The organism is Thioalkalivibrio sp. ALE9, from assembly GCF_000377445.1.
GTDB lineage: Bacteria > Pseudomonadota > Gammaproteobacteria > Ectothiorhodospirales > Ectothiorhodospiraceae > Thioalkalivibrio.
Genome location: NZ_KB898123.1, coordinates 41,204 through 64,844, shown reverse-complemented (window position 1 = coordinate 64,844; position 23,641 = coordinate 41,204). Strand labels below are relative to the sequence as shown.

Annotated in this window: 25 protein-coding genes; 15 read left to right on the top strand and 10 right to left on the bottom strand. The window is 60.6% G+C overall.

Annotated elements, in window-relative coordinates; translation table 11 throughout:
* Positions 1–65 precede the first annotated feature (65 nt).
* Together D106_RS0103440 and mobH are read right to left on the bottom strand one after the other, a co-directional pair.
* On the bottom strand, positions 66–377 hold the full coding sequence (locus tag D106_RS0103440; protein ID WP_018879224.1) for a carbon storage regulator: 312 nt from the start codon (positions 375–377) through the stop codon (positions 66–68).
* Positions 378–531: 154 nt separating this feature from the next.
* Complete coding sequence (mobH, locus tag D106_RS0103435) at positions 532–2,364, bottom strand: MobH family relaxase (RefSeq protein ID WP_026280555.1); 1,833 nt, start codon at positions 2,362–2,364, stop codon at positions 532–534.
* 166 nt (positions 2,365–2,530) lie between these two features.
* Between mobH and D106_RS0103430 the strand changes: the two genes are divergently transcribed.
* From D106_RS0103430 to D106_RS14585, 13 genes are all read left to right on the top strand, one after another.
* Entirely contained in the window at positions 2,531–3,181 is a 651-nt protein-coding gene (locus tag D106_RS0103430) for an SOS response-associated peptidase (RefSeq protein WP_018879221.1), read from the top strand.
* 214 nt (positions 3,182–3,395) lie between these two features.
* Positions 3,396–5,375, top strand: coding sequence for a class I SAM-dependent DNA methyltransferase (locus tag D106_RS0103425; protein ID WP_018879220.1), 1,980 nt, complete (start codon positions 3,396–3,398; stop codon positions 5,373–5,375).
* Positions 5,372–6,763 (top strand): restriction endonuclease subunit S, encoded by a 1,392-nt coding sequence (locus tag D106_RS15225; protein ID WP_231372847.1) that lies wholly within the window; start codon positions 5,372–5,374, stop codon positions 6,761–6,763. Before D106_RS0103425 ends, D106_RS15225 begins: the two co-directional genes overlap by 4 nt.
* Positions 6,760–7,713, top strand: coding sequence for a GIY-YIG nuclease family protein (locus D106_RS0103415; RefSeq protein WP_018879218.1), 954 nt, complete (start codon positions 6,760–6,762; stop codon positions 7,711–7,713). The genes D106_RS15225 and D106_RS0103415 overlap by 4 nt, the downstream gene beginning before the upstream one ends.
* A 15-nt stretch (positions 7,714–7,728) precedes the next feature.
* Positions 7,729–10,923 carry a type I restriction endonuclease subunit R gene (locus tag D106_RS0103410; RefSeq protein WP_018879217.1) on the top strand — a complete coding sequence of 1,065 codons (3,195 nt, stop codon included), beginning with the start codon at positions 7,729–7,731 and terminating at the stop codon, positions 10,921–10,923.
* Positions 10,924–11,149: 226 nt separating this feature from the next.
* Positions 11,150–11,785, top strand: coding sequence for a hypothetical protein (locus tag D106_RS15070; RefSeq protein WP_155986312.1), 636 nt, complete (start codon positions 11,150–11,152; stop codon positions 11,783–11,785).
* Positions 11,786–11,824: 39 nt separating this feature from the next.
* On the top strand, positions 11,825–12,310 hold the full coding sequence (locus D106_RS15065) for a hypothetical protein (RefSeq protein ID WP_155986310.1): 486 nt from the start codon (positions 11,825–11,827) through the stop codon (positions 12,308–12,310).
* A 185-nt stretch (positions 12,311–12,495) separates the two neighbouring features.
* Entirely contained in the window at positions 12,496–13,080 is a 585-nt protein-coding gene (locus tag D106_RS0103400) for a hypothetical protein (RefSeq protein ID WP_018879215.1), read from the top strand.
* A gap of 31 nt (positions 13,081–13,111) precedes the next feature.
* A complete protein-coding gene (locus tag D106_RS0103395; RefSeq protein WP_018879214.1) occupies positions 13,112–13,390 on the top strand; it encodes a hypothetical protein in 279 nt (92 codons plus the stop codon).
* A 198-nt stretch (positions 13,391–13,588) separates the two neighbouring features.
* Positions 13,589–14,032, top strand: a complete 444-nt coding sequence (locus D106_RS15060; protein WP_155986308.1) for a hypothetical protein — start codon at positions 13,589–13,591, stop codon at positions 14,030–14,032.
* Between the two features lie 90 nt (positions 14,033–14,122).
* Positions 14,123–14,665 carry an NYN domain-containing protein gene (locus D106_RS14590; protein WP_081620054.1) on the top strand — a complete coding sequence of 181 codons (543 nt, stop codon included), beginning with the start codon at positions 14,123–14,125 and terminating at the stop codon, positions 14,663–14,665.
* A gap of 84 nt (positions 14,666–14,749) precedes the next feature.
* A complete protein-coding gene (locus D106_RS0103380) occupies positions 14,750–15,358 on the top strand; it encodes a hypothetical protein (protein ID WP_018879211.1) in 609 nt (202 codons plus the stop codon).
* Positions 15,355–16,272, top strand: a complete 918-nt coding sequence (locus tag D106_RS14585; protein ID WP_196994409.1) for an abortive infection family protein — start codon at positions 15,355–15,357, stop codon at positions 16,270–16,272. The genes D106_RS0103380 and D106_RS14585 overlap by 4 nt, the downstream gene beginning before the upstream one ends.
* Positions 16,273–16,402: 130 nt before the next feature.
* On the opposite strand, the gene D106_RS14580 is transcribed toward D106_RS14585, so the two are convergent.
* The 4 genes from D106_RS14580 to D106_RS0103375 all read right to left on the bottom strand — a co-directional run bounded on the left by D106_RS14580 (position 16,403) and on the right by D106_RS0103375 (position 18,083).
* Positions 16,403–16,579, bottom strand: a complete 177-nt coding sequence (locus D106_RS14580; protein ID WP_081620053.1) for a WGR domain-containing protein — start codon at positions 16,577–16,579, stop codon at positions 16,403–16,405.
* Positions 16,569–17,105, bottom strand: a complete 537-nt coding sequence (locus tag D106_RS15055) for a hypothetical protein (RefSeq protein WP_155986306.1) — start codon at positions 17,103–17,105, stop codon at positions 16,569–16,571. Before D106_RS15055 ends, D106_RS14580 begins: the two co-directional genes overlap by 11 nt.
* A gap of 173 nt (positions 17,106–17,278) precedes the next feature.
* Entirely contained in the window at positions 17,279–17,509 is a 231-nt protein-coding gene (locus D106_RS14575; RefSeq protein ID WP_081620052.1) for a WGR domain-containing protein, read from the bottom strand.
* Entirely contained in the window at positions 17,502–18,083 is a 582-nt protein-coding gene (locus tag D106_RS0103375; protein WP_018879210.1) for a recombinase family protein, read from the bottom strand. The genes D106_RS14575 and D106_RS0103375 overlap by 8 nt, the downstream gene beginning before the upstream one ends.
* A gap of 232 nt (positions 18,084–18,315) precedes the next feature.
* On the opposite strand from D106_RS0103375, the gene D106_RS0103370 reads away from it, so the two are divergent.
* Entirely contained in the window at positions 18,316–18,588 is a 273-nt protein-coding gene (locus D106_RS0103370) for a CopG family ribbon-helix-helix protein (protein ID WP_017941422.1), read from the top strand.
* A 26-nt stretch (positions 18,589–18,614) separates the two neighbouring features.
* A complete protein-coding gene (locus tag D106_RS0103365) occupies positions 18,615–18,869 on the top strand; it encodes a type II toxin-antitoxin system RelE/ParE family toxin (RefSeq protein ID WP_018879209.1) in 255 nt (84 codons plus the stop codon).
* Positions 18,870–19,405: 536 nt separating this feature from the next.
* Here D106_RS0103365 and D106_RS0103355 read toward each other — a convergent pair.
* The 4 genes from D106_RS0103355 to D106_RS0103340 all read right to left on the bottom strand — a co-directional run bounded on the left by D106_RS0103355 (position 19,406) and on the right by D106_RS0103340 (position 23,640).
* Positions 19,406–20,932: a conjugal transfer protein TraG N-terminal domain-containing protein gene (locus D106_RS0103355; RefSeq protein WP_018879207.1), complete on the bottom strand. Its 1,527-nt coding sequence runs from the start codon at positions 20,930–20,932 to the stop codon at positions 19,406–19,408.
* Positions 20,929–21,267, bottom strand: coding sequence for a hypothetical protein (locus D106_RS0103350; protein ID WP_018879206.1), 339 nt, complete (start codon positions 21,265–21,267; stop codon positions 20,929–20,931). The genes D106_RS0103355 and D106_RS0103350 overlap by 4 nt, the downstream gene beginning before the upstream one ends.
* Complete coding sequence (locus D106_RS0103345; protein WP_018879205.1) at positions 21,264–22,532, bottom strand: integrating conjugative element protein; 1,269 nt, start codon at positions 22,530–22,532, stop codon at positions 21,264–21,266. The genes D106_RS0103350 and D106_RS0103345 overlap by 4 nt, the downstream gene beginning before the upstream one ends.
* 85 nt (positions 22,533–22,617) lie before the next feature.
* Positions 22,618–23,640 (bottom strand): TIGR03756 family integrating conjugative element protein, encoded by a 1,023-nt coding sequence (locus D106_RS0103340; protein ID WP_018879204.1) that lies wholly within the window; start codon positions 23,638–23,640, stop codon positions 22,618–22,620.
* Between the last annotated feature and the right edge of the window lies 1 nt (position 23,641).

Below are 23,641 nucleotides of genomic sequence, written 5' to 3'. Positions count from 1 at the left end.
CACTGAAGTTAGCACACGGTCTCCCTTCCAGGCGCGCGTCCACACGTATTCAGCAGTGAAACCGCCTATTCCGTTCGCGATGGAGCCGAAACTTCCTGGGAGGATTGACGTCGTTCGCGCAACGCCTCGCGTACGATCTCTACGCTTTCGGGGGCCTCGATGCCAAGGCGCGCCTTGCGATGATCGACGTACTCCATACGGACAGGGCCGTCCGGGTGATGAAGCGTGATTCGGCTACCTGCCGTGTCCCACTCGACATTGAGGCCGGGCGCGCACGCCGACAGTCGAAGGGGTGCTTCCTGGGTCTGCACCGCAACCACGAGGGCGCTATCCCCCACGTACAGTGCTTCCCCGTCCTTAAGGGTCAAAACCAACATCCTTTTCCTCCTCCTTGCGTCCTTGCCTGTTTGCCATCTCCCTCTGCGTTTCTTCCGAATATTCGGTTTTTATGATTCCGGAAGAAGCCTCGCAGATTATTCCGTTATGGCTCCCGTGTCACACGTCCATAACTATCCGGGCAAGACGGCTAGCTCACGCTTCGGCGGCGGGTGTCAGGTGGTCGTTGGGTGAGGGTGTCCAGTCTGGACCGAAGACAACGGAGACGTCGCGGATCAGGAGACCGTTGATCCGGCTGGTCTGGCGTTCGCCCCTCACCACATAGCGATGGATGTTGGTGCCGTCTGAGGATTTCTTGTGCAGCTGCAACCGCTGAAAGCGCTTCTGGGCAGCGTTCCACGTGTGGCCAGTCGCACTCGCAAAGTCGCGGAAGATCCCGGGGCTAACGAGCAGTACGCCCTCGGGAACTACGTGGATCCGTGCTTCACGCGTGTTCACCAGGAGCGACCCGTCCGCGACACCTCGTCGGATCCATTCGAGACAGGCACCCCCCGGGTCTTCAGGCAAGGGGGCGTCCGCACCCGAATCGCAGGACCGCATCGGCTGCGGTGGTGGCTCGGCCGTCGGTTCGTCAGGGGTTTTTTCCAGGACGCCGTCGAGCCCCGGAGGGAGCGGCAGATCGTCAACACCGCCGGATACGGGCGGGCAGCGGGTCGAGTGACGTTCCTTCGCCTCCTCAGACTGACTTGTCTGGATTGCGACGGTCCTCGCCGTGGGCGGATCTGCCGCGGGGGCGGCCGTCTCTTCAGGTGAAGAGCGGCTTGGCGATCTGTCGCCAGACTCCGTTGTCCCCTCGACCGATGGCTCGCCAAGCGGAGTCACGGAACCCTCGAACACCATCGGCATCGCATCAGGATCGGACCAAATGCGGGCCACCGGCAGGCGGATGAGAGTCAGCTCGTGCGACCAGCCGTCACTGGCAACCCGGGCCCTCCAGATGGCGCGGTCCCCGTTGGCGGTCAGCACTCCGTGCTCCTGCAGTGTGTCGAAGATCCGGTCGTTGTTTGAAGGAATGCCGGAATGCCCCTCCTCCCGGAGCTGTGCCCGCAGCGCGTCGGCTGCGCGCTTCGACACGAGCCACAGATCCGACTCCGTGCGCCAGCCTGCCGCCCCATTGCGGTTCAGCGGCAGATCTTCGCTGCTCAATAGGTGCCGAAGCGATGTCATCAACTTCTCGTGAAGCGGCTTCGTAGGCGTGGGCAGTCGGTCCGGTGATTCGCCGCCCAGGTTTCGCGCCACCGACTCCCGGTCGGCCTGCAGGATGATCTGTCCCAGTGCCCCCGCATCCTCCATGTGCCCGTGGATTGCATGGACCCATGACTGCAGCAGCTCCTGGTGTTGAGCGATCCAGGACATGCCTTCCGGCGGTAGGATCCCATGTGCGACGAGACTGGAGACCGATTCGTGGAGCTTGTGAACGCGACCGCGTCGGTACCGCACGGAATACCAGTGCGCATCCGGGCGCTCGGTCATCGGCCCGTGCCAGGGTTCCCAGCGCCCCAGGCGGTTGCCCAAGGCGTCGTACAGGGCGATCTCCTGGTCAACCACGGGCTTGCCCACGTCGTGCAGCAGAGCGGCCGTGAACACGCCGTAGGACCATGCGTCCGCCTCATGTGACAAGCGCTCGGGTTCCGCGCCGGGTGGCAGGACGTACCCCCGGCGGATCTGCAGCGCCTTGAGGACCACCTCAAGGCCGTGGTCCAACATGCCGCCGCGACCCGAATGGTGGTGAACCTCCGACGCTGGCACTTCCTGGACGAATGCCGCGTACTGGCGCAGGCTCGCGGCGACATACCGTTCGGCGCACTCCGACGGGAGCGCGAGCAGGCCGGTGATCTGGCGCAGGAGCGCCTGACGGTGGGGTGGCTGCAGCAGGTGTTCGGCAGTCTGGACTGGAAGTAGGCCTTCGCGGGGCGTGCCCGTTGGCGGCCGTGAAGCAGGTTCTCGACGGCGAAATAAGCGCAGCATTGGGAGGTCTTGTAGGGGCCCGCGCGTATGGTGCTCGGGATCGACACCGAATTCCGTTGGAATCCCTGAATCGCCGCGCCCTGTTTTTCACATATGGATCCGATAACCTCCTGCCTACGAGGCGCAACTGGCGGGGCTTCTGCGGAATGGTTCTATGTGCGGACGAATGACGCGCTACAGTGCGACCAGCGAGCTGGCCATGCGGTACTTCCAGGTGCCGGTCGACGCGGGGTTCGACGCACCGCGGTACAACGTTGCGCCCGGTACTGATCTCGAAGCGTTTAAGGCCGGCGAGGATACGCCTGCCGCCTTCCAGCCGATGTTCTGGGGCTTTCGGCCGAAGCGAGTTGAGGATGGCCCGCGCCCCATCAATGCCCGGGCCGAGAAGGTTGCCACCAGTCCCTACTTTCGGTCCGCGTTCGCCCGCCGGCGGTGCATCGTGCTGGCCGATGGCTGGTACGAATGGCGAAAGACCGAGCAGGGCAAGCAGCCGTACTACATCACGCTCGCCGAGAATGCGCCGCAGGACATCCTGATGTTGGCGGGTATCTGGGAACCCACGACCGACGGCGGGGCCTGTTGCGCGATCATCACCGAACCCGCTTCAAATCGCCTTGCGCATATCCATGACCGCAAGCCGTTGGTGCTAGACGCGGAGTGTCGGTGGGACTGGCTCGATCCCGAGTTAAGTGAGCGGGAGAGTATCCGGGAGAAAACCGTTCGTTTGAACCCCGACGCGCTCGTCTATCACCCGGTGTCGACTCGCGTGAACCGCCCGGTCGAGGACGATCCGGAGCTGATCGAAGCGATTGCGTGACGGGGGAGGGTCGCAACGTTTGGTAACGGTGCCCATCAGCGGGTCAGGACTGCCCCGGGGCGACAGAAAGGGTCGCCTCTGAGCGGCAGACTGGAGTGTCAGTGTCCAGCTATGTTTCGCTCGGGCGTTCGCGGGCCAACATGGATTGGTGGACAATGCCTCCAACCAAACCGCCTTCCTCGGGTCGGTCAATAAAAGTACAGGAGAGTAGCCGTTGAACACGGAGAATCACTCGGAGACGGCGGCGTGGATCTGGTCGGTGGCGGATCTGCTGCGGGGGGACTTCAAGCAGTCGCAGTACGGGCGGGTGATACTGCCGTTCACGCTGTTGCGGCGGCTGGAGTGCGTGCTGGAGCCGACCAAGGACGACGTGCTGGCCGCCGCGAAGGAGCACGAGAACAAATCGGAGAGCGTTCGCGAGCAGCTCCTGCTGCGCAAGGCGGCGCAGCCGTTCTTCAACACGTCGCCGCTATCGCTGGGCAGTCTGTCGGATACGCAGACGGCCGAGGACCTGATGAGCTACATCGAGTCCTTCAGCACCCATGCGCGCGAGATCTTCGATCACTTCCACTTCGAGGACTTCGTCGAGCAGCTCGCGTCCAATAACCTGCTGTACCAGGTGGTGCAGCGCTTTGCCGCGATCGACCTGAGCCCGGCGCGCATCACCAACTTCGGCATGGGCCTGATCTTCGAGGAGCTGATCCGCAAGTTCGCGGAGAGCTCCAACGAGACGGCGGGGGAGCACTTCACCCCGCGCGACATCGTGCACCTGACCACCTCGCTTGTGCTCACCGGGCAGGAGCACAAGCTCAAGCCGCACAGTATCGTCACCGTTTACGACCCCACCTGCGGCACCGGCGGCTTCCTGTCCGAGAGCGACGAATACGTCCAGCAGATCAGCCAGGACGTGACCGTGTCTCTCCACGGGCAGGAGTTGAACCCCGAGTCCTACGCCATCTGTAAGGCAGACATGCTGGTGAAGGGTCAGGACGTCGAGAACATCAAGCTCGGCAACACCCTTTCCGACGACCAGCTCGACGAACTGCAGGCCGACTTCATGCTCGCCAATCCGCCGTTCGGCGTGGAGTGGAAGAAGGTCCAGAAGCAGGTCACCGACGAGCACCAGCACAAGGGCTTCAACGGCCGCTTCGGCCCCGGCCTGCCGCGCGTGTCGGATGGCTCGCTGCTGTTCCTGTTGCACCTGGTCAGCAAGATGCGCGACCCGCGCAAGGGTGGATCGCGCATCGGCATCATCCTCAACGGCTCGCCGCTGTTCACCGGCGGGGCCGGCAGCGGCGAGTCCGAGATCCGCCGCTACCTGCTGCAGCACGACATGGTGGAGGCCATCATCGGCCTGCCCACCGACATGTTCTACAACACCGGCATCGCCACCTACATCTGGGTGCTGAACAACCGCAAGCCGGCCGAGCGCCGCGGCCATGTGCAGCTCATCGACGCCACCGAGCGCTACGCGAAAATGCGCAAGTCGCTCGGCTCCAAGCGCCAGTACATCGACGACGCCAACATCGACGGCATCGTGCGCAGCTACGGCGCCTTCGAGGAAAACGACAAGAGCAAGATCTTCCCCAACGAGGCCTTCGGCTACCGCCGCATCACCGTCGAGCGCCCGCTACGCCTGAACTTCCAGGCCAGCCCCGAGCGTATCCAGCGCATGCTGGCCGAGAAGCCCATCCAGAGGCTCGACGAGACCACCCGCCTCGGTGTGCAGGCCGCCTGCGAGCGGCTGGACGCGGACCACGTCTACACCAACCGCGAGGCCTTCCTGAAAGACCTGAAGGCCGAGCTGAAAGACCTCGGCATCAAGCTGGGCGCGCCGGCCCTCAAGTCCATCTGGAACGGCCTGAGCGAACGCGACCCCGAAGCGGACATCTGCACCGACAAGAAGGGGAACCCGGAACCCGACAGCGACCTGCGCGACACCGAGAACGTCCCGCTGGGCGAGGACGTGTTCGAGTACTTCGAGCGCGAGGTGAAACCACACGTCCCCGACGCCTGGATCGACGAGGACAAGCGCGACGAACAGGACGGCGAGATCGGCGTCGTCGGCTTCGAGATCCCCTTCAACCGCCATTTCTACGTGTTCAAGCCCCCGCGCCCCCTGGAAGAGATCGACGCCGACCTGAAGGCCGTCACCACCCGCATCAAGCAGATGATCGAGGAGTTGTCGGCGTGAGCTTCCCGACGTATCCCGAGTACAAGGACTCTGGCGTCGAGTGGCTGGGCGAGGTGCCGGCGCATTGGGACGTTACGCGTTTCAAGTCCATTTTCCGTGAGCGAACCGAACGAAGTAAGGATGGGTGTGGAGAGCTCCTTTCTGTTTCGGCCTACTTTGGTGTGAGGCCGCGCTCACTTTCGATTGAAGAGGGTGAGTTTCTAAGTCGGGCGGAATCGCTAGAAGGGTATAAGGTTTGCGATCCAGGAGACTTGGTTATTAATATAATGCTCGCGTGGAATCGCGGGCTCGGTGTTGCGTGGACTTCAGGAATAGTAAGTCCATCGTATAGTGTCTTCTCGGTCATTGATGGATCGAATGCCCGTTTTCTGGAGTACTTGGTCCGCTCCGACGAATGCACTCGTTACTTCAAATTACATTCCCATGGCGTTATTGACTCTCGTCTCCGGTTATACCCGGAGGTGTTTGGGCGGCTTAGCGGTGTTCGCCCCCCTCGTGATCAGCAAATCGAGATCGCACGCTTCCTCGACCACGAGACCGGGAAGATCGATGCGCTGATCGAGGAGCAGCGGCGGCTGATCGAGCTGCTGAAGGAGAAGCGGCAGGCCGTGATCTCCCACGCCGTCACCAAGGGCCTCGACCCCAACGTGCCCATGAAGGACTCCGGTGTCGAGTGGCTGGGCGAGGTCCCAGCGCATTGGAGTGTTGTGAAGGTCAAGCACGCCGCCAAACTCGAAAGCGGTCACACCCCAAGCAAGGCGAACCCGGAATATTGGGATGGGGGTATTCCGTGGGTCTCCCTCAATGACAGCAAGGCGCTGGCAAAAAATGACCATATATCCGATACGCGTTTTTCTATAAGCATTGAAGGAATCAACAATTCTTCAGCCAGAATGCTGCCGCCAGGTGCGGTTGTATTTACCCGAGACGCAACAATTGGACTTGCAGCGATAACAACCAAGGAAATGACGGTTTCCCAGCACCTGATTGCGTGGCTGTGTGACCCGAATCGGTTGCTTTCGGAATACCTTTTGTTGGTGTTCTATGGAATGAAGGGCGAGCTTGATAGGCACACTTTTGGTGCGACGCTCAAAACGATCGGCATGCCTGACATTAGGCGCTTGTTTATGCCGCTTCCTCCTCTCTCCGAACAGAAGCGGATCATAGATTCAGTGTTTGAAAGGAGGACGAGGCTCTCCGAGATGGTTGAAGAAGCGGACAAGGGTATTCGTCTTTTGCGCGAACGCCGCTCGGCCCTGATCTCAGCCGCCGTTACCGGTAAGATCGACGTTCGGGGTTGGTCGGCCGGGACCGAGGCGGATGAGCCGGAGCTGGCGATGGTCGCCGAGGAGTCGGGCGGGTATTCAGCGCAAGGCGGTGCTCAATGACCCAGGGCCGCAGCATTCGCCTGTTTCTGGTGGATGGCACGCCGCACGGGTTGCTGACGGCGGAGATCATGAACTGGACCGGCCATGTGCTGACCGGGCCGCGCGGGAAGCTGAGCGAGCTGGTGCAGCGCCCGGAGTGCGGTCGCACTGGGGTGTATTTTCTGGTGGGGCCGGATGCGGAGAACAGCGTGCGCCCGCAGGTGTACATCGGCGAGTCGGATGATGTCGGTAAGCGGCTCAAGCAGCACAACCGCACCGAGGAGCAGGGCGGCAAGGACTTCTGGGAGAAGGTCTGCCTGATCACCAGCAAGGACCAGAACCTGACCAAGGCCCACGTGAAGGTCCTGGAGAGCCTGCTGATCCAGCAGGCCCAGCGCGTGGGCCGCTGCACCCTGGTCAACGGCACTCGCCACGACTACATCGGCCTGCCCGAGGCCGACCAGGCCGACATGGCCTTCTTCCTGGAGCAGATCCGGACCGTCCTTCCGGTACTCGGCTTCGAGTTTCTGCGCGACTCCAGCCGTCCCCCATCCAAGGATGTTGTCGCGGGCTCGGTACCTGTATCCAGCCCGGACGAGGCCTCACCACGCTTCCGTATGGCGCTACCCAAGAACGGCATCACCGCCTACGGGCAGGAGATGGACGGCGAGTTCTTTGTCCTGGAGGGATCACAGGCTCGTGAGGCGTGGGTGGGGCCGACGCCCCACGGGTATCAACGCCTGTTCGAGCAACTGGTGGAGGAAGGGGTGCTCGTACCGGAAGGCAACGGCCCTATGCGGTTTTCACGCGACTACGCATTTTCCAGCCCCAGTGCCGCCGCTGCTATGGTGGTCGGAAGAACCGCAAATGGCCGCAAGGAATGGCAACGCGAGGACACCGGCCAAGCCTACGGCGAATGGCAGGAACAATTGGTCGCCGAAGCGGCGGATACAAGCCCCGAAGAGCCCTGAGCGAAAAGGAACGGAATGGCGGACAGCAGGGAAGCACAGTTCCAGCAGGACATTATCGACGCGATGACCGCCGATGGCTGGCTCACCGGTCCGGCCAGCGGCTATGACGCCGCGAACGCGCTGTACACCGAGGACCTGGTCGGCTATCTGCAGGAGGCCTGGCCGGAACGCTGGGAGAAGTTCGCCGCGAAGAATCCGCAGGACCCGCAACGGGCCCTGGTGCGTGCGGTGACCCGCGAGCTGGAGCGCGGCGGCACGCTGGACGTGCTGCGCCACGGGGTGAAGACGCCCGGCGTGAAGCTCGATCTGTGCAGCTTCAAGCCCGACCACGGCATGAACCCCGAGTCCCAGGCCCGCTACGGCGCCAACCGCCTGCGCGTGGTGCCAGAGGTCTCGTACTCGCCGCATGCGCGCAGCGGGGAGTACAACCCGCGGCTCGATCTGGTGCTGTTCGTCAACGGCATCCCCACCGGCACGCTGGAGCTAAAGAGCGAGTTCAAGCAGTCGGTCGAGAATGCCAAGCGCCAGTACCGGCGCGACCGCCCGCTGAAAGACCCGGTCACCCGCAAGCCCGAGCCGCTGCTCACCCCCAAGCGTGGGGCGTTGGTGCATTTCGCGGTCAGCCAGCACGAGGTGGCGATGGCGACCCGCCTGGCCGGCAAGGACACCTTCTTCCTGCCCTTCAACCAGGGCACCGAGGACGGCGGCGCCGGCAACCCCGCGCCCCCGAACCCGGACAGCTATGCGACCGGCTACCTGTGGCAGCAGGTGTTCCAGCCCGATGCCTGGCTGAAGGTGCTGGGGCGCTTCCTGCATTTGGAGCAGAAGACGGTCGAGGACTTCCACGGCAAGCGGAGCAAGAAGGAGACCCTGATCTTCCCGCGCTTCCACCAGTGGGACGTGGTGAACCAGTTGATCGCAGCCACGCGGGAGGAAGGCGCCGGGCAGCGCTACCTGATCCAGCACAGCGCCGGATCCGGCAAGTCCAACTCCATCGCCTGGATCGCGCACCAGCTCGCCTCGCTGTACGACGAGAGCGGCCAGAAGCTGTTCAACTCCGTGGTGGTCGTCACCGATCGCACGGTGCTGGACAGCCAGCTCCAGGACACCATCTACCAGTTCGAACACGCGCATGGGGTGGTGCGGCCCATCACCCGCGATGTCGGCAGCCAGAGCAAGTCAGAGCAACTGGCCGAGGCGCTGGCCGAGCAGACGCGCATCATCATCGTGACCATCCAGACCTTCCCGGCGCTGTTCGACGCGCTGGATAAGCGCCCGGAGCTGGCCGCCGGGCGCTACGCGGTGATCGCGGACGAGGCGCACTCCTCGCAGACCGGCTCCTCGGCCACCAAGCTCAAGGCCATCCTGGGCACCGACAAGCCGGAGGATGAAGAGATCAGCGCCGAAGAGCTGATGGATGCCGCCGTCGCCTCGCGCAAGCCGACCGAGCGCATCAGCTACTACGCCTTCACCGCGACGCCCAAGGCGAAGACCCTGGAGCTGTTCGGGCGTCCACCGGATCCGGAGCTTCCGCCCTCGGCGGACAACAAGCCCGAGCCGTTCCACCTGTACTCCATGCGCCAGGCGATCGAGGAAGGCTTCATCCTCGACGTGCTGAAGAACTACACCACCTACTCGACCGCCTGGAAGCTGGCGCACCCGCATGGCGACGACGAAGAGGTGGAGTCGCGCAAGGCCTCGACCAAGATCGCCCGCTGGGTGCGGCTACACCCGTACAACATCAGCCAGAAGGTCGAGGTGATCGTCGAGCACTTCCGCGCCAACGTGCGCCACCTGCTGGACGGGCAGGCTAAGGCCATGGTGGTGACGGGCAGTCGGCAGGAGGCGGTGCGCTACGCGCTGGCGATGCGCGAGTACGTCCAGGACAAGGGCTATGGCGACGTGCACGCGTTGGTCGCGTTCTCCGGCTCCGTGCTGCCGGATGACGTGATCCCCGAGGAGGCGACCGAGCACAGCTCGCTGCTGAACCCGGGCCTGAAGGGGCGCGACCTGGCCGACGCGTTCAAGACCGCCGAGTACAACGTGATGATCGTGGCCAACAAGTTCCAGACCGGGTTCGACCAGCCCAAGCTCTGCGCCATGTACGTGGACAAGAAGCTGCAGGGCGTGGAGTGCGTGCAGACGCTCTCCCGCCTGAACCGGACCTTCCCGGGCAAGGAGGACACGTTCGTCCTCGACTTCTTCAACGACGCCGAAGACATCCTCGAAGCCTTCCGCCCCTACTACAACAAGGCCGAGCTGGCCGACGTCTCCGACCCGAACGTGGTCTACGACCTGCAGCACAGCCTGGACGCCTCAGGCATCTACCACTGGGACGAGGTGGAGAACTTCGCCCGGGCGTTCTACGACCCGAAGGCCGGCGCCAGCCAGCTCAGTTACTACTGCCAGCCCGCGAAGGAGCGCTACCACACCCGCTACAAGGCGGTGCTGGAGCAGATCCAGACCTGGAAGGCCGCCCATGCCGAAGCCGAGTGCAATGGCGACAAGACCGGCCTGCACCGGGCCGAGCAGGAGCTGAAGGACGCGCACATCACCCGCGATGAGTTGGACCTGTTCCGCAAGAACCTCCAGAGCTTTGTGCGCAGCTACGAGTTCCTCTCGCAGATCGTCGAATTCGAAGACCGCGAGCTGGAACAGCTATGCGTGTACGCCCGCGCCCTGCACCCGCTGCTGCGCACCGAAAACCTGGAAGAAGACGCGATCGACGTCTCCGAACTGGAGCTGACCCACTACCGCCTGAACAAGCGCGCCGAACACCAACTGAACCTCGGAGAAGAGGGTGAGGACTACGACGGCCTGAAGCCCGTCTCCGACGTCGGCTCCGGCAAGCCCCACGACCCGGAAAAGAAACGCCTCTCCGAGATCATCGACCAGCTCAACGAACTCTTCGGCGCCGAGGTGAGCGACGCGGACAAGCTCCAGTTCGCCAACGGCATCGCCGACCGCATCCGCCGCGACGACGCCGTCATGGCCCAGGTCGAGAACCACAGCCCCGACCAGGTGATGCACGGCCTGTTCCCCAAGCGCGTCACCGACACCGTCCTCGACGCCATGACCGACCACGAAAAACTCTCCATGCAGGTCCTCGACGATCCCGAACGGCAACGCGACTTCGCCCTACTGATCCTGCGCCTGCTGACCGCCGGGACAGGGGATCAACGCCCTACCCCCACGAGGCCCGCTCAATGAACACGCGCCTCAGGGCATTGGCGCTCGCTTCGGCAGCCCGGGAGCTGAACCGCACCACGCCGCAATCCCTCCATTCGGTTCGCCAAGATGGCTTCCATCCGCGCGTTGGCAACCGAACGGTATGGAGCGCCTTGCTTGCGGGATATCACGGCCATGTCGGTGTTATCCAGAATCTGTATAGCGCCACTATCCCAGATTCTGTCTAATACACTGTTAGGCGTAAAAAATGAGAACGAAAGAGCAAGCAGAAGAGTTCATCGAAACCAGTCGCCCCGCCATTGAACACCTATTCGGCGCATTAGATGAGTACAACAAAGTTCTCGAAAGCGCGCAGATTACGGTTGAGGAAATTGAAAGTTCAAAGCGGCTCTTGTCTGAACTGTTTATGTATCGTGATCAGTGGTCGCCCAATGCAAATCACCACTATGCGCAGTACATGATGCGAATGGAAGAGTTGGAAAAACAAAAGGCAGCGGCTGAAGAAGAGGATGCGGAAAAATTAGAGAAAGCGCTTTTCAATATAGGGTCAACGGTTGAATCTATGTCTGGCCTGGCCGGTGCTGTCTTGCAAATTGGCAAACAGGCACTCTCCATAGGCCACGAAGGAAAGCCGAATCTCCCTGCGGCAAGAACGATTGGCACACAAAATATCATCGAGGTGGTTTGGGAGGGGCGTAATCACGCGATGCATTGGGATGAAGGCGCCCCAAGAACACGAGTCAGAAATATGCTCAATGCATTAGCAATTGACCTCAACATTACAATAGAAGTAGGCAAGAACAACTGTCTGTCGATACTGGGCGCTTTGGAATGGAAGAAACCAGAAGATGTTCTGTCGGACCTCAAAGCACTGGTGCAATGAAATGCCTAATCTACTGTTAGGTGCAGAAAGGCGAACGCGATGAGTCCAAGCGACAAAGAAATCGTATTGCAACCAGCAAACGTCGTTGCGCGTGTCGATGGTCATTGGCTAAAGCGTTACGCGGAGGATTTCCTCGCTGCTGCTCAAGCTTTTCGAGCTCCCAAGAATCGGTTTTCCCCTGTTCGGTATTATCTGATATGCCATTCCATTGAGTTGGCGTTGAAAGCGTTTCTGTTCACTGCTGGATACAAGAAGAAAAATCGGAAGAAGCTGAATCACGATTTGGTGAAGGCATTAAATGCCGCAGAAGGAGCTGGCTTGGCCGAACATTTTCAAATCACCCACGAAGAGCGACAGTCAGTCGAAAAGGCAAACAAGCTTTATCCGAAGAAAGAGTTTGAGTATTTCGAAAGCCTGGAAACAATCTATGATCCACATGATTTCGATCTCGATGTGTTGGATCAATTTGCACAGAGGCTTATTGAGAAGATTGAAGAGCCGATTAAGGCAACAGTCTTTGAGTAACGAGCATAGTTGGAAGCGTGAGCGAAGAAAATGCACCTAACAAAGCGGTCAAGCCATTCGTCGCTCTGCTCCTCATTCGGACGCTCAGCACTCCGCGCCTGCTCGGGCATGGCTTCGCCATTGTTGCCCGAGCAATCGCTCCATGCTGAGCGCTGCTTACCTCGGCGTTAGCTCCTGGAGAGAGCATGGATTTCAAGACCTTCGTGGATATTCTTGCCTCGCTTGCGGCGATTGTGGCTATTATCTCTGTTTTGGTCGGGTGGTACCGCAGCACTAGGAAACCCTTGAAAATTGTTCGAGTGCTCGTGCACAAGGCGTCGGAAGATATGACGTTCATCTTGGTGACGAAGAATCGACAGCCTTATCCGGTTACGACCAAGCGCATTGACTGTTATAAGAGAAAAATATTTGAGGTCCAGAAAAAGGTCGGAGGCGAGCCGGAGTACTCTGAACGTCTTTCCAGTCGAGAGGCGCTGTTCATGGGGAAGTCAGAGTTTGAAGTACCTGCAAAGGCGAACACAGATCTTCGCATAAAGGTGAGCGGAACCGCAGACATTCCGAACCGCCTGCTTTTTTCTATGGATACCTCTCATGGCTATCACGAGCTTTGGTGCGACGAAATTAGCGTCCTAGAAGTAGGAAGGACTGAAGTTTACAGCGTGGATTACAAGAACAAGTACAAATCAAAGTTGGCGGCAAAGGTGATGTACCGCTGGAGATTAGTGCAAGAGCTAACCAGGCGCTGCAGCCGACGGCTTCGCCGCAGCTGAGCTTCAACGTTCGGCGTCGTAAGGACGAAATATGACACAAGATGAACGATTGGATGCGCTGGAGAAGATGGCGTTGGATCAAGGTCAGGAGCTAATGGCCATGGATATCCTGCTTCGATCTCTGGTAGCCACTTCCTCCGACCACCAAACGCTTGAGCGGGTATTGCAAACGGTGGCGGACAATACGGTCCACCAAATTCGAGACCATGGATTTGAGACCGGGAGAAGCCCGCAGTCGGCGCGTGGGTTAGAAGCCGGTGTGCGGAAGCATATTGATCGCTGGCTAGGGATCCTTCGCCAAGATGGCTAACGTTTCCGTCACCAGTAGCGGCCGTTGTGGGACCACCGAGATAGAAGCAGTGAGGTGGGCTTGGCGGTGGTTGGAGATTGAGTCTTTATGCTACACAACTGCACAGCCCAACAATGCGCTCCAGCCGACCGCTCAACCGCTACGCGGTTTCGCGTCGGCTGAGGCTTAGCGTTATGCGTACTCTCAGTGGAGGCAATATTGAACGAAGATGGGTTCTATTTGAAGGTTGCCCGGTCGCTATCTGGTTGCCAGCTGGTTGAGCAGGAATTGAAGCTTTACATAACTGAAGCACTTCAATTGGTGCAGAAACGAGTCGCACACCGGATGCCATTCAAGATGAGTGGTTCTGACTACGAAGATGCATCCCTTGAACGCCTGATCAGTACATTTCAAAAACTCAACGATAACGATGAGTTGGTTAAAAAACTGAACTCTTTCAAAAGAGAGCGGAACTTCCTTAGTCATCAGGGGATTACTCATTGTTTGGATTATGAAGGCGAATTGTTCGAGTCAACAGCCGAGGAGTTTCAGCAGCGCCTTGAGGATATTCAGTCAGAGGCAGATAGGCTGCGGCTGGCAATCCATGAAGAGGCTAACAAATTCAGAGGATTTCTGTGGTTCGAGGATGTGCCAAACGCATAACTATGTCTTTCAGCCTGCAGCGGCTTCGCTCCGCTCCGCCACTGCAGGCTGAAAGCAGCCGTTATGGCTGAATACCAATAGGAAAACTTAATGTCAAATCTCGTTTATGTGGATAACTCCAATGTTTGGATCGAAGGTATGCATGTGGCAGCCGCTGAACACGGAAAGGCACCTGATGTTTGGGCTGCTGTTCAGAACCGAATTTGTGACTACGATTGGAAAATTGACTTCGGCAAGCTATTTGAATTTGCGGCTGGAGATCGGGCGGATGTTAAGAGGTCCGTATTGTTTGGTTCGAGACCTCCAAAGAACGACTCCCTTTGGAACGTTGCTCGTGATCGGGGGTTTGAAGTAATTGTTCACGACAGAAACGTAGCGAATAAAGAGAAGAAGGTGGACTCTGAGATCGTCACCCAAATGATGGCGGACTCGTATACAAAGCTCGAAGAGGGCGATGAATTTACCTTGGTGGCCGGTGATGGAGACTACGTCCCCACCGTTGAGCATTTGGTTGAGCGCGGTATAAAAGTGACCGTTATTTTCTGGGATCATGCGAATCGAGAACTTAAAGAAGCATGTTCCGAGTTCATTTCGTTAAATCAATATCTTGAGCACCTGTCTGTTCAGCCATAACCAGGGGCTGCAGCCGACCGGTTTTCCGCTTCCGCTACAAACCGGCGGCTGAGCCCGGCGTAGGGCCGACAATAGGAGTACGAGGTGGTTTGGACAGAATGGGGCAGGTTGACACGCTTCCTCGAAAGCGCCCGGATTGCATTCGCGCGGGAGCATCAGCTCTGGGGCGCCCTGGAGCTGGCTGACACCGCGTCACCAAAGATCCACGTCAAAAATGACGAGGCAACCTATCAAGCCTCTCTCATTCAACACCGCGAGGCGGTCTCCGACTCGTGGCTTGTCCACGCCTCCGTGCTGCTGTCCTACTACGCCCTCGCGGAGGCGGCCGCGGCCGACAAGCTTGGCGTCGATGATGTCGCTGATATCGGTGGAATCGAGGTATGGGGGCAGCGACTTCTTGAAGCTGCCAATGCTGACTGGAAGGACGTCAAGGACGGCAAGGCTGGTGCGGTCGAGGTGGCGGTGGTCCGAAATGCAATCGCCCATGGCGAGCGGTGCTACTCACAACGTGGCATCAACCGGCTGACGGCTTCTGGTATCGCCACTACAGCCGACCCTGGCGCTCCTGTGCTCGTGGACTACCCTGCGCGACACGAGTACAGAGCGCGTCTCAGAAGCCTCCTGCGCGTGGGGCAGGTGCGAGGGGCCGAGCACTCTGGGGAAGATGGGGCGGCCCAACAACGAACGGCATGAACCTGATGGCGCGACGCGCCGCGGCTGATGTGAGCTTAGAACGGCTGGAGGAGGCATGCGTGCCTAGCAAAATTCCAAATTCAGTGATTGGTGCCGTGGCTTCGGTCATCGCGGCTCACTACTACAGTCACTCCACGCTCAACTCACTTTTCATGGAGAGTGGCGCGCCAGGTGATGTGCCGCTCGGCAACTGTGAAACCAAGTGCGCGGCATGGCTTCGTCGGTCCAACGAAGACCCGTCCGTCAATGCACTCGCAGTACTTGGACAAGTTATCCAGAAGTTCATGGATCAAGAGCCTTCAGATTCGAGACCTGAAATCGCGGAAGGACAACGCCGCATTCGTGAAAGCCTCGCGAAAAACCAGCTTACTTACCAAATCAACGGCCTCGTCACTCTTGCCGGTACGAGTCTCGCTACCAATACACTCGCGGATTACCTGAAGGCTGGTGACTTCGCATCTATTGAGGCCGAGTTTGACCGGGCAATCAATCAGCTCGATGGAGACCCTCACGCAGCTATAACAGCGGCCAGCTCAATAATCGAGGCGCTCTGCAAGACGTACATGGACACGTTCGGTCTTGAAATGCCAGCAAACCAGTCCATTGGTCCGGTATGGCGCATAGTTCAAGGGCATCTTGGGCTCAACCTAGACTCGACACTTCGGGATGATCAGAAACGCGTCTTGCAAGGGCTGGCATCCATAGTTGACGGTGTCGGTGCATACCGCACCCACATCGGCTCCGCTCACGGCCGTGGTCTCAATCCCCCACAGATTGCTGTTCCCGAGGCCCGACTCGCCGTAAATGCGGCTCATTCGCTGGTTATTTTTGTCATGGAGCTATGGCATGCAGCGCGGTCGCCCAGCAAGGCGCTCCAGCCGACGTCAGGCGGCGATGCGGCCTTCCTCGGCTGAGCGCAGGCGTCTGGTCGGTTCTGAAACTATGCAGGCTTGCGCGCGTGGACTCGACTTGTCGGCACCCCTTTTAGGATAAGCCCCTTGCCATTCTCTCTACCATTCCCTTCCCGGGCTTTTCCCTTTTGCCCTACGCGTCGTGCGACCAGCCGGTGTAGCCGCGCCTGACTTTGGCCGCGGCCCTTTGCCCCAGGGTCGCCTTTGCCTCCGCGATCGTGCTGCACCAGTCTTCGTGACTGGTTCCAGGTTGTCCGATGCGGCCCCATTCGCGACAGACGGCAGACCTGCCGAGAAGGCTATTCAACATCTGGACCCCCTAGATAATCCTCCCAGTATAGCGAATCAGAATCGTCTAGCGATGCACTCCAATCGTCTTGCAGTTGCCCGCATTCCGGACCTGGCGAGGGCAACAGACTGGCGTTTGGGTCTTCTTCGAGGGCTTCCATTTCAGCCTCGAATCGGCCTACTTCTTCCGCCTCCTGCCAGGACACATGGATATATGCCTTCCAAGCGGCTGCGAGTTTTTGAATAAACTCTTTCCGGCCCGGTGCCGCCGCAATGCTTGCCCGCTGCGCCTCTGTCAAGGTCTTGTAATCAAGCTGATCCGCGCGATGTCTTCGTCTTGGCCTGGATCGGGTAGAGTCAATTAAGTGTAAAAAAAATGCTTGGCCAGGCGTTTCTGGTGCTATGTACCCTTTGTCTAGGGCTTCACACCAAGTGCCGTACTTCCGGATTAGAGCACTTTGTTCTTCACTAAGTGTATTGTTGCGGTATACGTAATCTCTTAAGAAAAACTTGCGTCCCAAGTAGTCCCGATGCTTCGAAGAGTGCATATCAATCTCTCCCGAAATGAAGTGTGAAAAAACCCGAGGCGGCTCGGCCTCGATTCTTTACGGCTGGCCAAGGGGCTGGTCAAAGGCGCGACAGATGGTCTACTCGGCGCTAATCTTGAAATGCTCCAAGACCGCGCTGCAGCCATACGAGGATTTCACTGGGACCGAAGCCATTATCCCGTCTGAACCAAGACAGGTGAAGAACTTACTCCATTGGGCGCGTAGGTTTCGGCGGTGTCGTCCGTGGTGCCGCACCACTCTGCGCGAGTGTTTCCGGGGCGTCCGATGCGGCCTGATTCGCGACAGACGGCATACCCACCGAAAAGGCCTCGCTGAATGAATATCTGGTAGAACCGGAATTGGTTGCGGTCAGGAGCGACCTTGCGCAGGCGGATCTCATTCATCGCTATTATCACGGAGCGCGGCTCGACCGCCGGGAAAGTGGCGATAGAGCGTGGCGGGCGAAACACTCAGCTGCTTGGCGAGTTCCCGCATGGGAGCATCGGAATGGGAAAGGACTGTCCAAGCAAAGGCCAGCTGTTCGTCTGTAAGCGCTGGGGGCCGTCCGCCGGTGCGGCCACGCTGGCGCGCGGCGTCTAGGCCCGCACGGGTCCGCTCCTGCATGATGGAGCGCTCGAACTCGGCCACTGCGCCAAATACGTGAAAGACCAGCTTCCCGCCTGGCGTCGTCGTGTCGATGGACTCGGTGAGGGACTGGAACTCAATCCCGCGCTCCTCCAGATCCCCAACGGTGGTAATGAGCTGCCGCATGGATCGGGCAAGCCTGTCCAGTCTCCAGACCACCAGGACGTCGCCCTGCCGCATGTAGTCCAGGGCCTCCCGAAGCTGCGGGCGATCACGCTGGGCTCCGGATGCGCGGTCCTCGTAGATCCGGTCGCACCCGGCCTGCCGCAGGGCATCGGTCTGGAGCGATGGGTCTTGGTCACGGGTTGAAACGCGCGCGTACCCGACTTTCATGGGTCCTCTCTCTCAAAACTCACCTCTATGCTAGGTTTTGAGACACAAGGTTTCAAGAGACAGTTTTGAGGCACTTTGGCGGGGGTGATGCGGTGGCGTCGCGGTGTCCGGCTCAATTCTCTCGAAAACGATCGTTTTTGCGACGGGTGGTTCATTGGTCGGCGGGGTGGACTCGGGGCCGAATACCGAGCTACCTTAGTAAAAGGTAATACCACGTAATACGAGAGCCACCATGGCAACGTCCCTGAAAATCGACGACGCATTGAAAGGTCGCCTCCAGGATCTGGCCACCCAACGCCGACGGTCGCCCCACTGGATCATGCTCGAAGCCATCCGCCAGTACGTTGACCGCGAGGAGGCCCGCGAGAGCTTCAGGCAGGAAGCCCTGGCGTCCTGGTCGGCCTACCGGGAAACCGGCCAGCACCTGACCGGGCAGGAAGCCCGCGACTGGTTGAGCACATGGGGCACTGACGATGAAGGGGCCGCGCCCGAGTGCCACGAGTAATCGTCACTGCGGGCGCCGTAGAAGGTTTGGAGCGGTGCAGGCGCTCTCTCGCCACGAAAGCCCCGGATGCCACCCGGCGCGCGGGTCAGGCGATCGAGCGGCAATTCCTGCTGCTGGAAACGGCCCCCGATATGGGGCGACCGGATCCTGAAGTCCCCGAACTGCGTGAGTTGGTGATTGCCTTCGGCGACTCCGGATTTGTGGCTCTGCACCGACACGAACCGGCCGACGATGCCGTGTATGTCCTCGCCTTCCGGCACCAGAAAGAGGCGGGTTACTGAATCCGGAGCCTGAGCATCAACCGCGTGTGCCGCGCTTGCGTCCATGGCTCGGCTGCGCTAAACGTGTAGTAATAGCCACAAAGAAACCATGAGTCGCGTATGGGCCTCCTTCTAACTCTGATCCTTCTGTTCCTGGTCGCAGGTGTAGGGACCGCCGTGCGCCAACATGGCTGGGCTCAAGGTGTACGCCGCTATGGCGCAGGCTTGGCCGGATTAGGTGCGGGCGCGGCGCAGGCTGTTGGTTTCACTGGCGATGCCCCTAGGAACAGCCAGGACGCCGAGGAGCCCGACCCGGAATACGAGTCCGTTGAAGGCGCGACCGGAATTGACGGTCGGACTGACTCTGGATTGGAGATTTATGCCCTTCAAAACTCGTCACGAGAGCTGGATCCTTCGCACCCGTATCATGGGTACGTTCGCGGACTAGAACCCTTGGAGACTCAGTTGGCCATGAGCCAATACGAACTCCTCGAAACCGACGAAGATCGCTAGACTCTGCCTCAGTTTTTGCGCTTTCCATCTAGTGGGTGTCGGCGCTATCGACGGCGGCTGCCCTCCATGAGCTTGCCGCCGGCACTAGACCCCGCTCTACCGCCCGCGCTCTCCATGCTCCCACTTACGTTACGAGCAGAGTTGGTGGCTTCGCCCAGCTTATAGCCAGCCCATCCCACGATCATGCTGAACACCAAGGGAAGGCCGATGTGCAGGAGCCCGGTCGCCATGGTGATCATGCTGTCCTTCATGCCCAGGTCTGGTGAAAATAACGAACCGAACGGCACATTCAGATAACCTGCGCCGCCCGGATACAGAGCGGCCGCCATGTTGTCCTCCAGCCAACGGCTGATAGCCCACAGGTAGCTCCAGAAGGTGACCGTCAGGATTGCCATGGTGGCGGCGAACACGGGCCCCCAGGAGTACAGAGACACCACGAGCAGGATCGGCAGTAGCATGTAGATCCCCATCAGAAGGAAGCTCTGCACGATCGGGGCCGCTTCGCGGATCGTAAGCATCATCGGTCCGTGCGAGAACATTTCCTGCTGAGCCAGACCGAGCGAAGCCGTCAGGCGGGAATACAGTCCCGCATTCGTGTCGGAGTTGACCAGGCCGCTCGTGATGTGAGGCGCCCGGACGGCCGACTCCTCGACCAGTCGCCGAATCATCCGATCCTCAAGTTCCTCGTTCGACGTCCCAAACCACCCGGACATGCTATCCCGGGCGCTCTCCCAAAACGTTGGTTCCATTTGCTCCAGGATCTGCCCCCGCAGGCCCGGGCCCGTATCCCCGTTCCACCAGTCCTCGCACGTTGGGCGCCCGTAGTCCGGCTCGGCCCCCTCGTTGTAGTCGGGGTCGTCGCGTGCGGCGATGTAATCAAATCCCGGGACGGGGCTTGCCGCTCGATAGTAGTCGTAGAATCCTTCGGTCTGCAGATACACGCGGGAACCGACGAACTCCGGGTCATCGATGCCGTGCTGATCCAGAAGGGCCGAAACGTCCGGGCGATCATTCTGGTAGCGGGACCGGGCCCGGACAAAGCATTCGTTCGTAAAACGCTGGACGTTCTGCGCCACTTCCGGGTCCGAGATCCGCTGGAGATCCAGCTCGATCCGTGTCCGGACCATATCCTCGGGGCACCCGATCCCCGCAATCGCCGCACCCGTGATCCCCTTCGAGATCGCCATGGTTGCGTACCACCAGACCGGCACGGTGGCGTTCGTAACATCGAAGGCATCCTGGTAGGTGGTGTCCTCGATGTCGGAAACGCCGGGTGTCTGATTGCAGGCGTTCTCAAACTCCAGCTCACTGAGCGTGAGGGGCCAGATCGGCTGTGCAGCCAGCACGACGACCGAGAGCGCCTTGACGATCTCGACCTCCATCATGTGGACGGATTTCCGGCTACCGGCCTTCGCCTCCTGCCCGGTGTAGTTGTCCACGAACGCCCGGATCACGATGATCAGGAAGGGGATGAACGCGATCCCCGAGAACACAAGGATGTCCCACAGGTTCTGGAACTGCATCCATCCGAAGATGGTTGTGAAGGCCTCAAGGGGATGACCGACATTCATACCATTAGCTCCACTGCACGCCCCAGCAGGTTCTGTCCCAGCAGGATCTCCAGGATCACGAGCCAGCCCGCCACTCTCCATCGCGCGTCCACCAGACGCTTTTGCGACTCCGGCGGCAGGTGCCCGCCGAGCCATCTGACCCAGTAGCGCCAACCCAGCACCACGGCGGCGATCAGCAGCCAGCGCCAACCGGCCAGCAGCCATTCAACCCGGTCGAGACGCGCCCGCACGACCTCCGCGCCTTCGATCATGTTCCACGCGAGTCCCGCCACGATGACGATCGCAAAGGCGGCGGTGACCCCGATCAGGAGGTGGAGTGGGATACGGGCTCTCATGGCCGTGGTACCACGCCGCCACGCATCGGAGCGGTTTCAAGCGGGTGAGGCGATGGCGTTCCCTCGGAGGCGCGGGAGCGGCGCTGCGCTTCACGCAGGATCGACCCGGCCGTATTCGACACCACGGCCTGACGCGCCTCGATCTCCATCATCAGCGTGTCGATCTCGGAGGTGATCTCCTCGATGCCGTCCCGGATGTCTTCCCGAGCGACCCCGGCCGCGTCGATCTCTGGCGCCTTCCGGCCGCTCAGTAGCATGCGGCGGGTCAGGAGGGCCTGCTCCATCGTGCGCGCCGTTGCGACCTCCTGTGCGAGCCGCCCGGCCGCCACCATGCGGTCGGATTCCGGGAGTTCACGCAGCGCCTCGATCAGGCCGCGCGATACCGCCACGCCGGGTGCCGAGACGTCGCGCAGATTGCTCCGCGTGGGATTGGTCGCCCCCGAGACGAGCTGCATCAGATCCTCGCGGACCTGCTGGTTGGTTTCTTCGAGGATGGGCAGGAGGCCTACGCCGGGGGTGGTCTCGCTTTCGCACCCCTGGCAGGTGCGGATGTGCTTGTCTCCGAGCACCCGGGTTGCCCACTCCTGAGCCTCCTGCGGGCTGCTCCAGGTCCGTGCCAGGAGGGGTGTTTCACCACCGCCTGCATAGGGTGTGCCGGCGTTCGGGGGCCGGTCCAGGGTGATGTTGTAGCCCGCCTTGACGGTGTCGCTGATCACGTCAATCGGCTCCTGGCCCTGGCCGCCCCGGCGGCCCCCGATCCATTCGGCCCCGCTATTCCCGGCGTCCTGATCAATCTCCTCCTGGACCTGCACGATGTCGCCCCCGGAGCCCATGGCTGCACGCCAGTCATCGCCCTTCGAGAGCGTGACCCACTCCTGGTAGGGGTTGCGGCCGTCGGCGATCGCGGCCTCCATTTCCTCGCAGCTCTGCGTCGCGAGCGAAAGCTCTTCCTCGGCGCGCAGCAGGTTGTTCTGGAACAGGTCGTACAGTCCCGGATTGGACCGCTGGAGCACCATGGCCGGCAGGGAGGCGATTGCATTCGTGGCGGCTTGGACCATCTGATCGACCATGTCTTCCATGCCCTGAGCGACTTCGTTCAGGGTGTTCTCGATGCTCAGCAGGGGATCGAAGCTGCCACAGCTATACCCCGCACTGGCCTCCGCGCCGAAGGCCAGCCGGGTCGTGGTGACATTGGGATTCGGAGCATTGGAAATGGGCTCGGCACCGCCCACTTCGTAGTACCAGAACCCGTCTTCGGACGGCACGAGGGCATGGCCGGCGGTAGGTCCCCAAAGCGCCGCGCAGGCTGTAGCAGCGATCAGTGTTTTCCGCATCCGCATGATCCGTCTCCTAGAACGTGACAGAGCCGAGGTAGACCTGGCCCCCGATTTCGCAGCAGTTGTACGGGCGCCAGAGCGTCCAGACGTAATTGCCCTTGAGGTTGGTCTTGTCGCTGGACCAGCCATCTTTGTCTTCGGTGTCGTCTTCCCCAAACACTTCGCAGGTGTTGGTGCTTGTGGGCATGTGCATCTGGAAGGTGCCGGTCTCTTCGTCCCGCTCCATCAGTTCGGGGGGGAGCCACACGCGGTAACCGTCCTCATGCACCACGTCGTCGCCCGGGAGCTGCTCGTAGACATGCCCCGACTGGCTTTCGCGCGTGGTGATGTCACCCGCCCGCTGCGCGACGATCGCGGCGGCCTTGGCATCCTCCGGCTGGGAGACGTAACCCGAGCGGGGGTACACCGCGCCCCAGGTGTAGTCGTCCCAATCTCCGATCTCCCGTTCACCCTCCTGGAGGGATTCGAGGTAGAACATTTCGGGCACCGCGTAGCGCCAGGCCAGTACGCTGGTCGCGGACTGGTAGTAGGGGTGGAAGGCTTCGGCCGTGGCCGCGCCCGGACAAATGTACGGGACGTCGATGTACTCCAGGATCTCCATGAAGGGGTGCCCGACTACATCCGCTTCCTTGAATCGAAGCTGACGGGCATCGCGGGAATGGCGCCCCTCCAGCGTGTTCCCGCCTCCCACGAAGGCATCGAACGACAGGATCGATTCGGCGGCGGATTCCTGTGCGGACCCTAGCGCTCCCCGGATCTCGGCCCACGGGTTTTCGCCGGTGTTCTGGTAGGCCGAAATGACGGCGTCCGGGACGTAGTGCCGGATCCGCTCGGTGGTGACCACGCTGCACCCGGTAATGGTGCAGCGCAGCCACAGACAGACCCCGATGATCTCCCAATTCAGGCAGGACGAGAGGGCGCTGCTCGTCTGTGAAGTGATCTCGGAGGTACTAATGGTGTCCGGATCCTCGGCCTTCGCGGGGCTGCCCACCAACAGGCAGAGCGCGGCCACGATTCCGGCGCCGATGCGGCGCATG

Bases quoted from the DNA above. Each gene is read 5' to 3' on its own strand.
- D106_RS0103440 (WP_018879224.1), bottom strand. From the start codon at position 377: ATGTTGGTTTTGACCCTTAAGGACGGGGAAGCACTGTACGTGGGGGAT.
- mobH (WP_026280555.1), bottom strand. From the start codon at position 2,364: ATGCTGCGCTTATTTCGCCGTCGAGAACCTGCTTCACGGCCGCCAACG.
- D106_RS0103430 (WP_018879221.1), top strand. From the start codon at position 2,531: ATGACGCGCTACAGTGCGACCAGCGAGCTGGCCATGCGGTACTTCCAG.
- D106_RS0103415 (WP_018879218.1), top strand. From the start codon at position 6,760: ATGACCCAGGGCCGCAGCATTCGCCTGTTTCTGGTGGATGGCACGCCG.
- D106_RS0103410 (WP_018879217.1), top strand. From the start codon at position 7,729: ATGGCGGACAGCAGGGAAGCACAGTTCCAGCAGGACATTATCGACGCG.
- D106_RS15070 (WP_155986312.1), top strand. From the start codon at position 11,150: ATGAGAACGAAAGAGCAAGCAGAAGAGTTCATCGAAACCAGTCGCCCC.
- D106_RS15065 (WP_155986310.1), top strand. From the start codon at position 11,825: ATGAGTCCAAGCGACAAAGAAATCGTATTGCAACCAGCAAACGTCGTT.
- D106_RS0103400 (WP_018879215.1), top strand. From the start codon at position 12,496: ATGGATTTCAAGACCTTCGTGGATATTCTTGCCTCGCTTGCGGCGATT.
- D106_RS0103395 (WP_018879214.1), top strand. From the start codon at position 13,112: ATGACACAAGATGAACGATTGGATGCGCTGGAGAAGATGGCGTTGGAT.
- D106_RS14590 (WP_081620054.1), top strand. From the start codon at position 14,123: ATGTCAAATCTCGTTTATGTGGATAACTCCAATGTTTGGATCGAAGGT.
- D106_RS14585 (WP_196994409.1), top strand. From the start codon at position 15,355: ATGAACCTGATGGCGCGACGCGCCGCGGCTGATGTGAGCTTAGAACGG.
- D106_RS14580 (WP_081620053.1), bottom strand. From the start codon at position 16,579: ATGTTGAATAGCCTTCTCGGCAGGTCTGCCGTCTGTCGCGAATGGGGC.
- D106_RS15055 (WP_155986306.1), bottom strand. From the start codon at position 17,105: ATGCACTCTTCGAAGCATCGGGACTACTTGGGACGCAAGTTTTTCTTA.
- D106_RS14575 (WP_081620052.1), bottom strand. From the start codon at position 17,509: ATGAATGAGATCCGCCTGCGCAAGGTCGCTCCTGACCGCAACCAATTC.
- D106_RS0103375 (WP_018879210.1), bottom strand. From the start codon at position 18,083: ATGAAAGTCGGGTACGCGCGCGTTTCAACCCGTGACCAAGACCCATCG.
- D106_RS0103370 (WP_017941422.1), top strand. From the start codon at position 18,316: ATGGCAACGTCCCTGAAAATCGACGACGCATTGAAAGGTCGCCTCCAG.
- D106_RS0103355 (WP_018879207.1), bottom strand. From the start codon at position 20,932: ATGAATGTCGGTCATCCCCTTGAGGCCTTCACAACCATCTTCGGATGG.
- D106_RS0103350 (WP_018879206.1), bottom strand. From the start codon at position 21,267: ATGAGAGCCCGTATCCCACTCCACCTCCTGATCGGGGTCACCGCCGCC.
- D106_RS0103340 (WP_018879204.1), bottom strand. From the start codon at position 23,640: ATGCGCCGCATCGGCGCCGGAATCGTGGCCGCGCTCTGCCTGTTGGTG.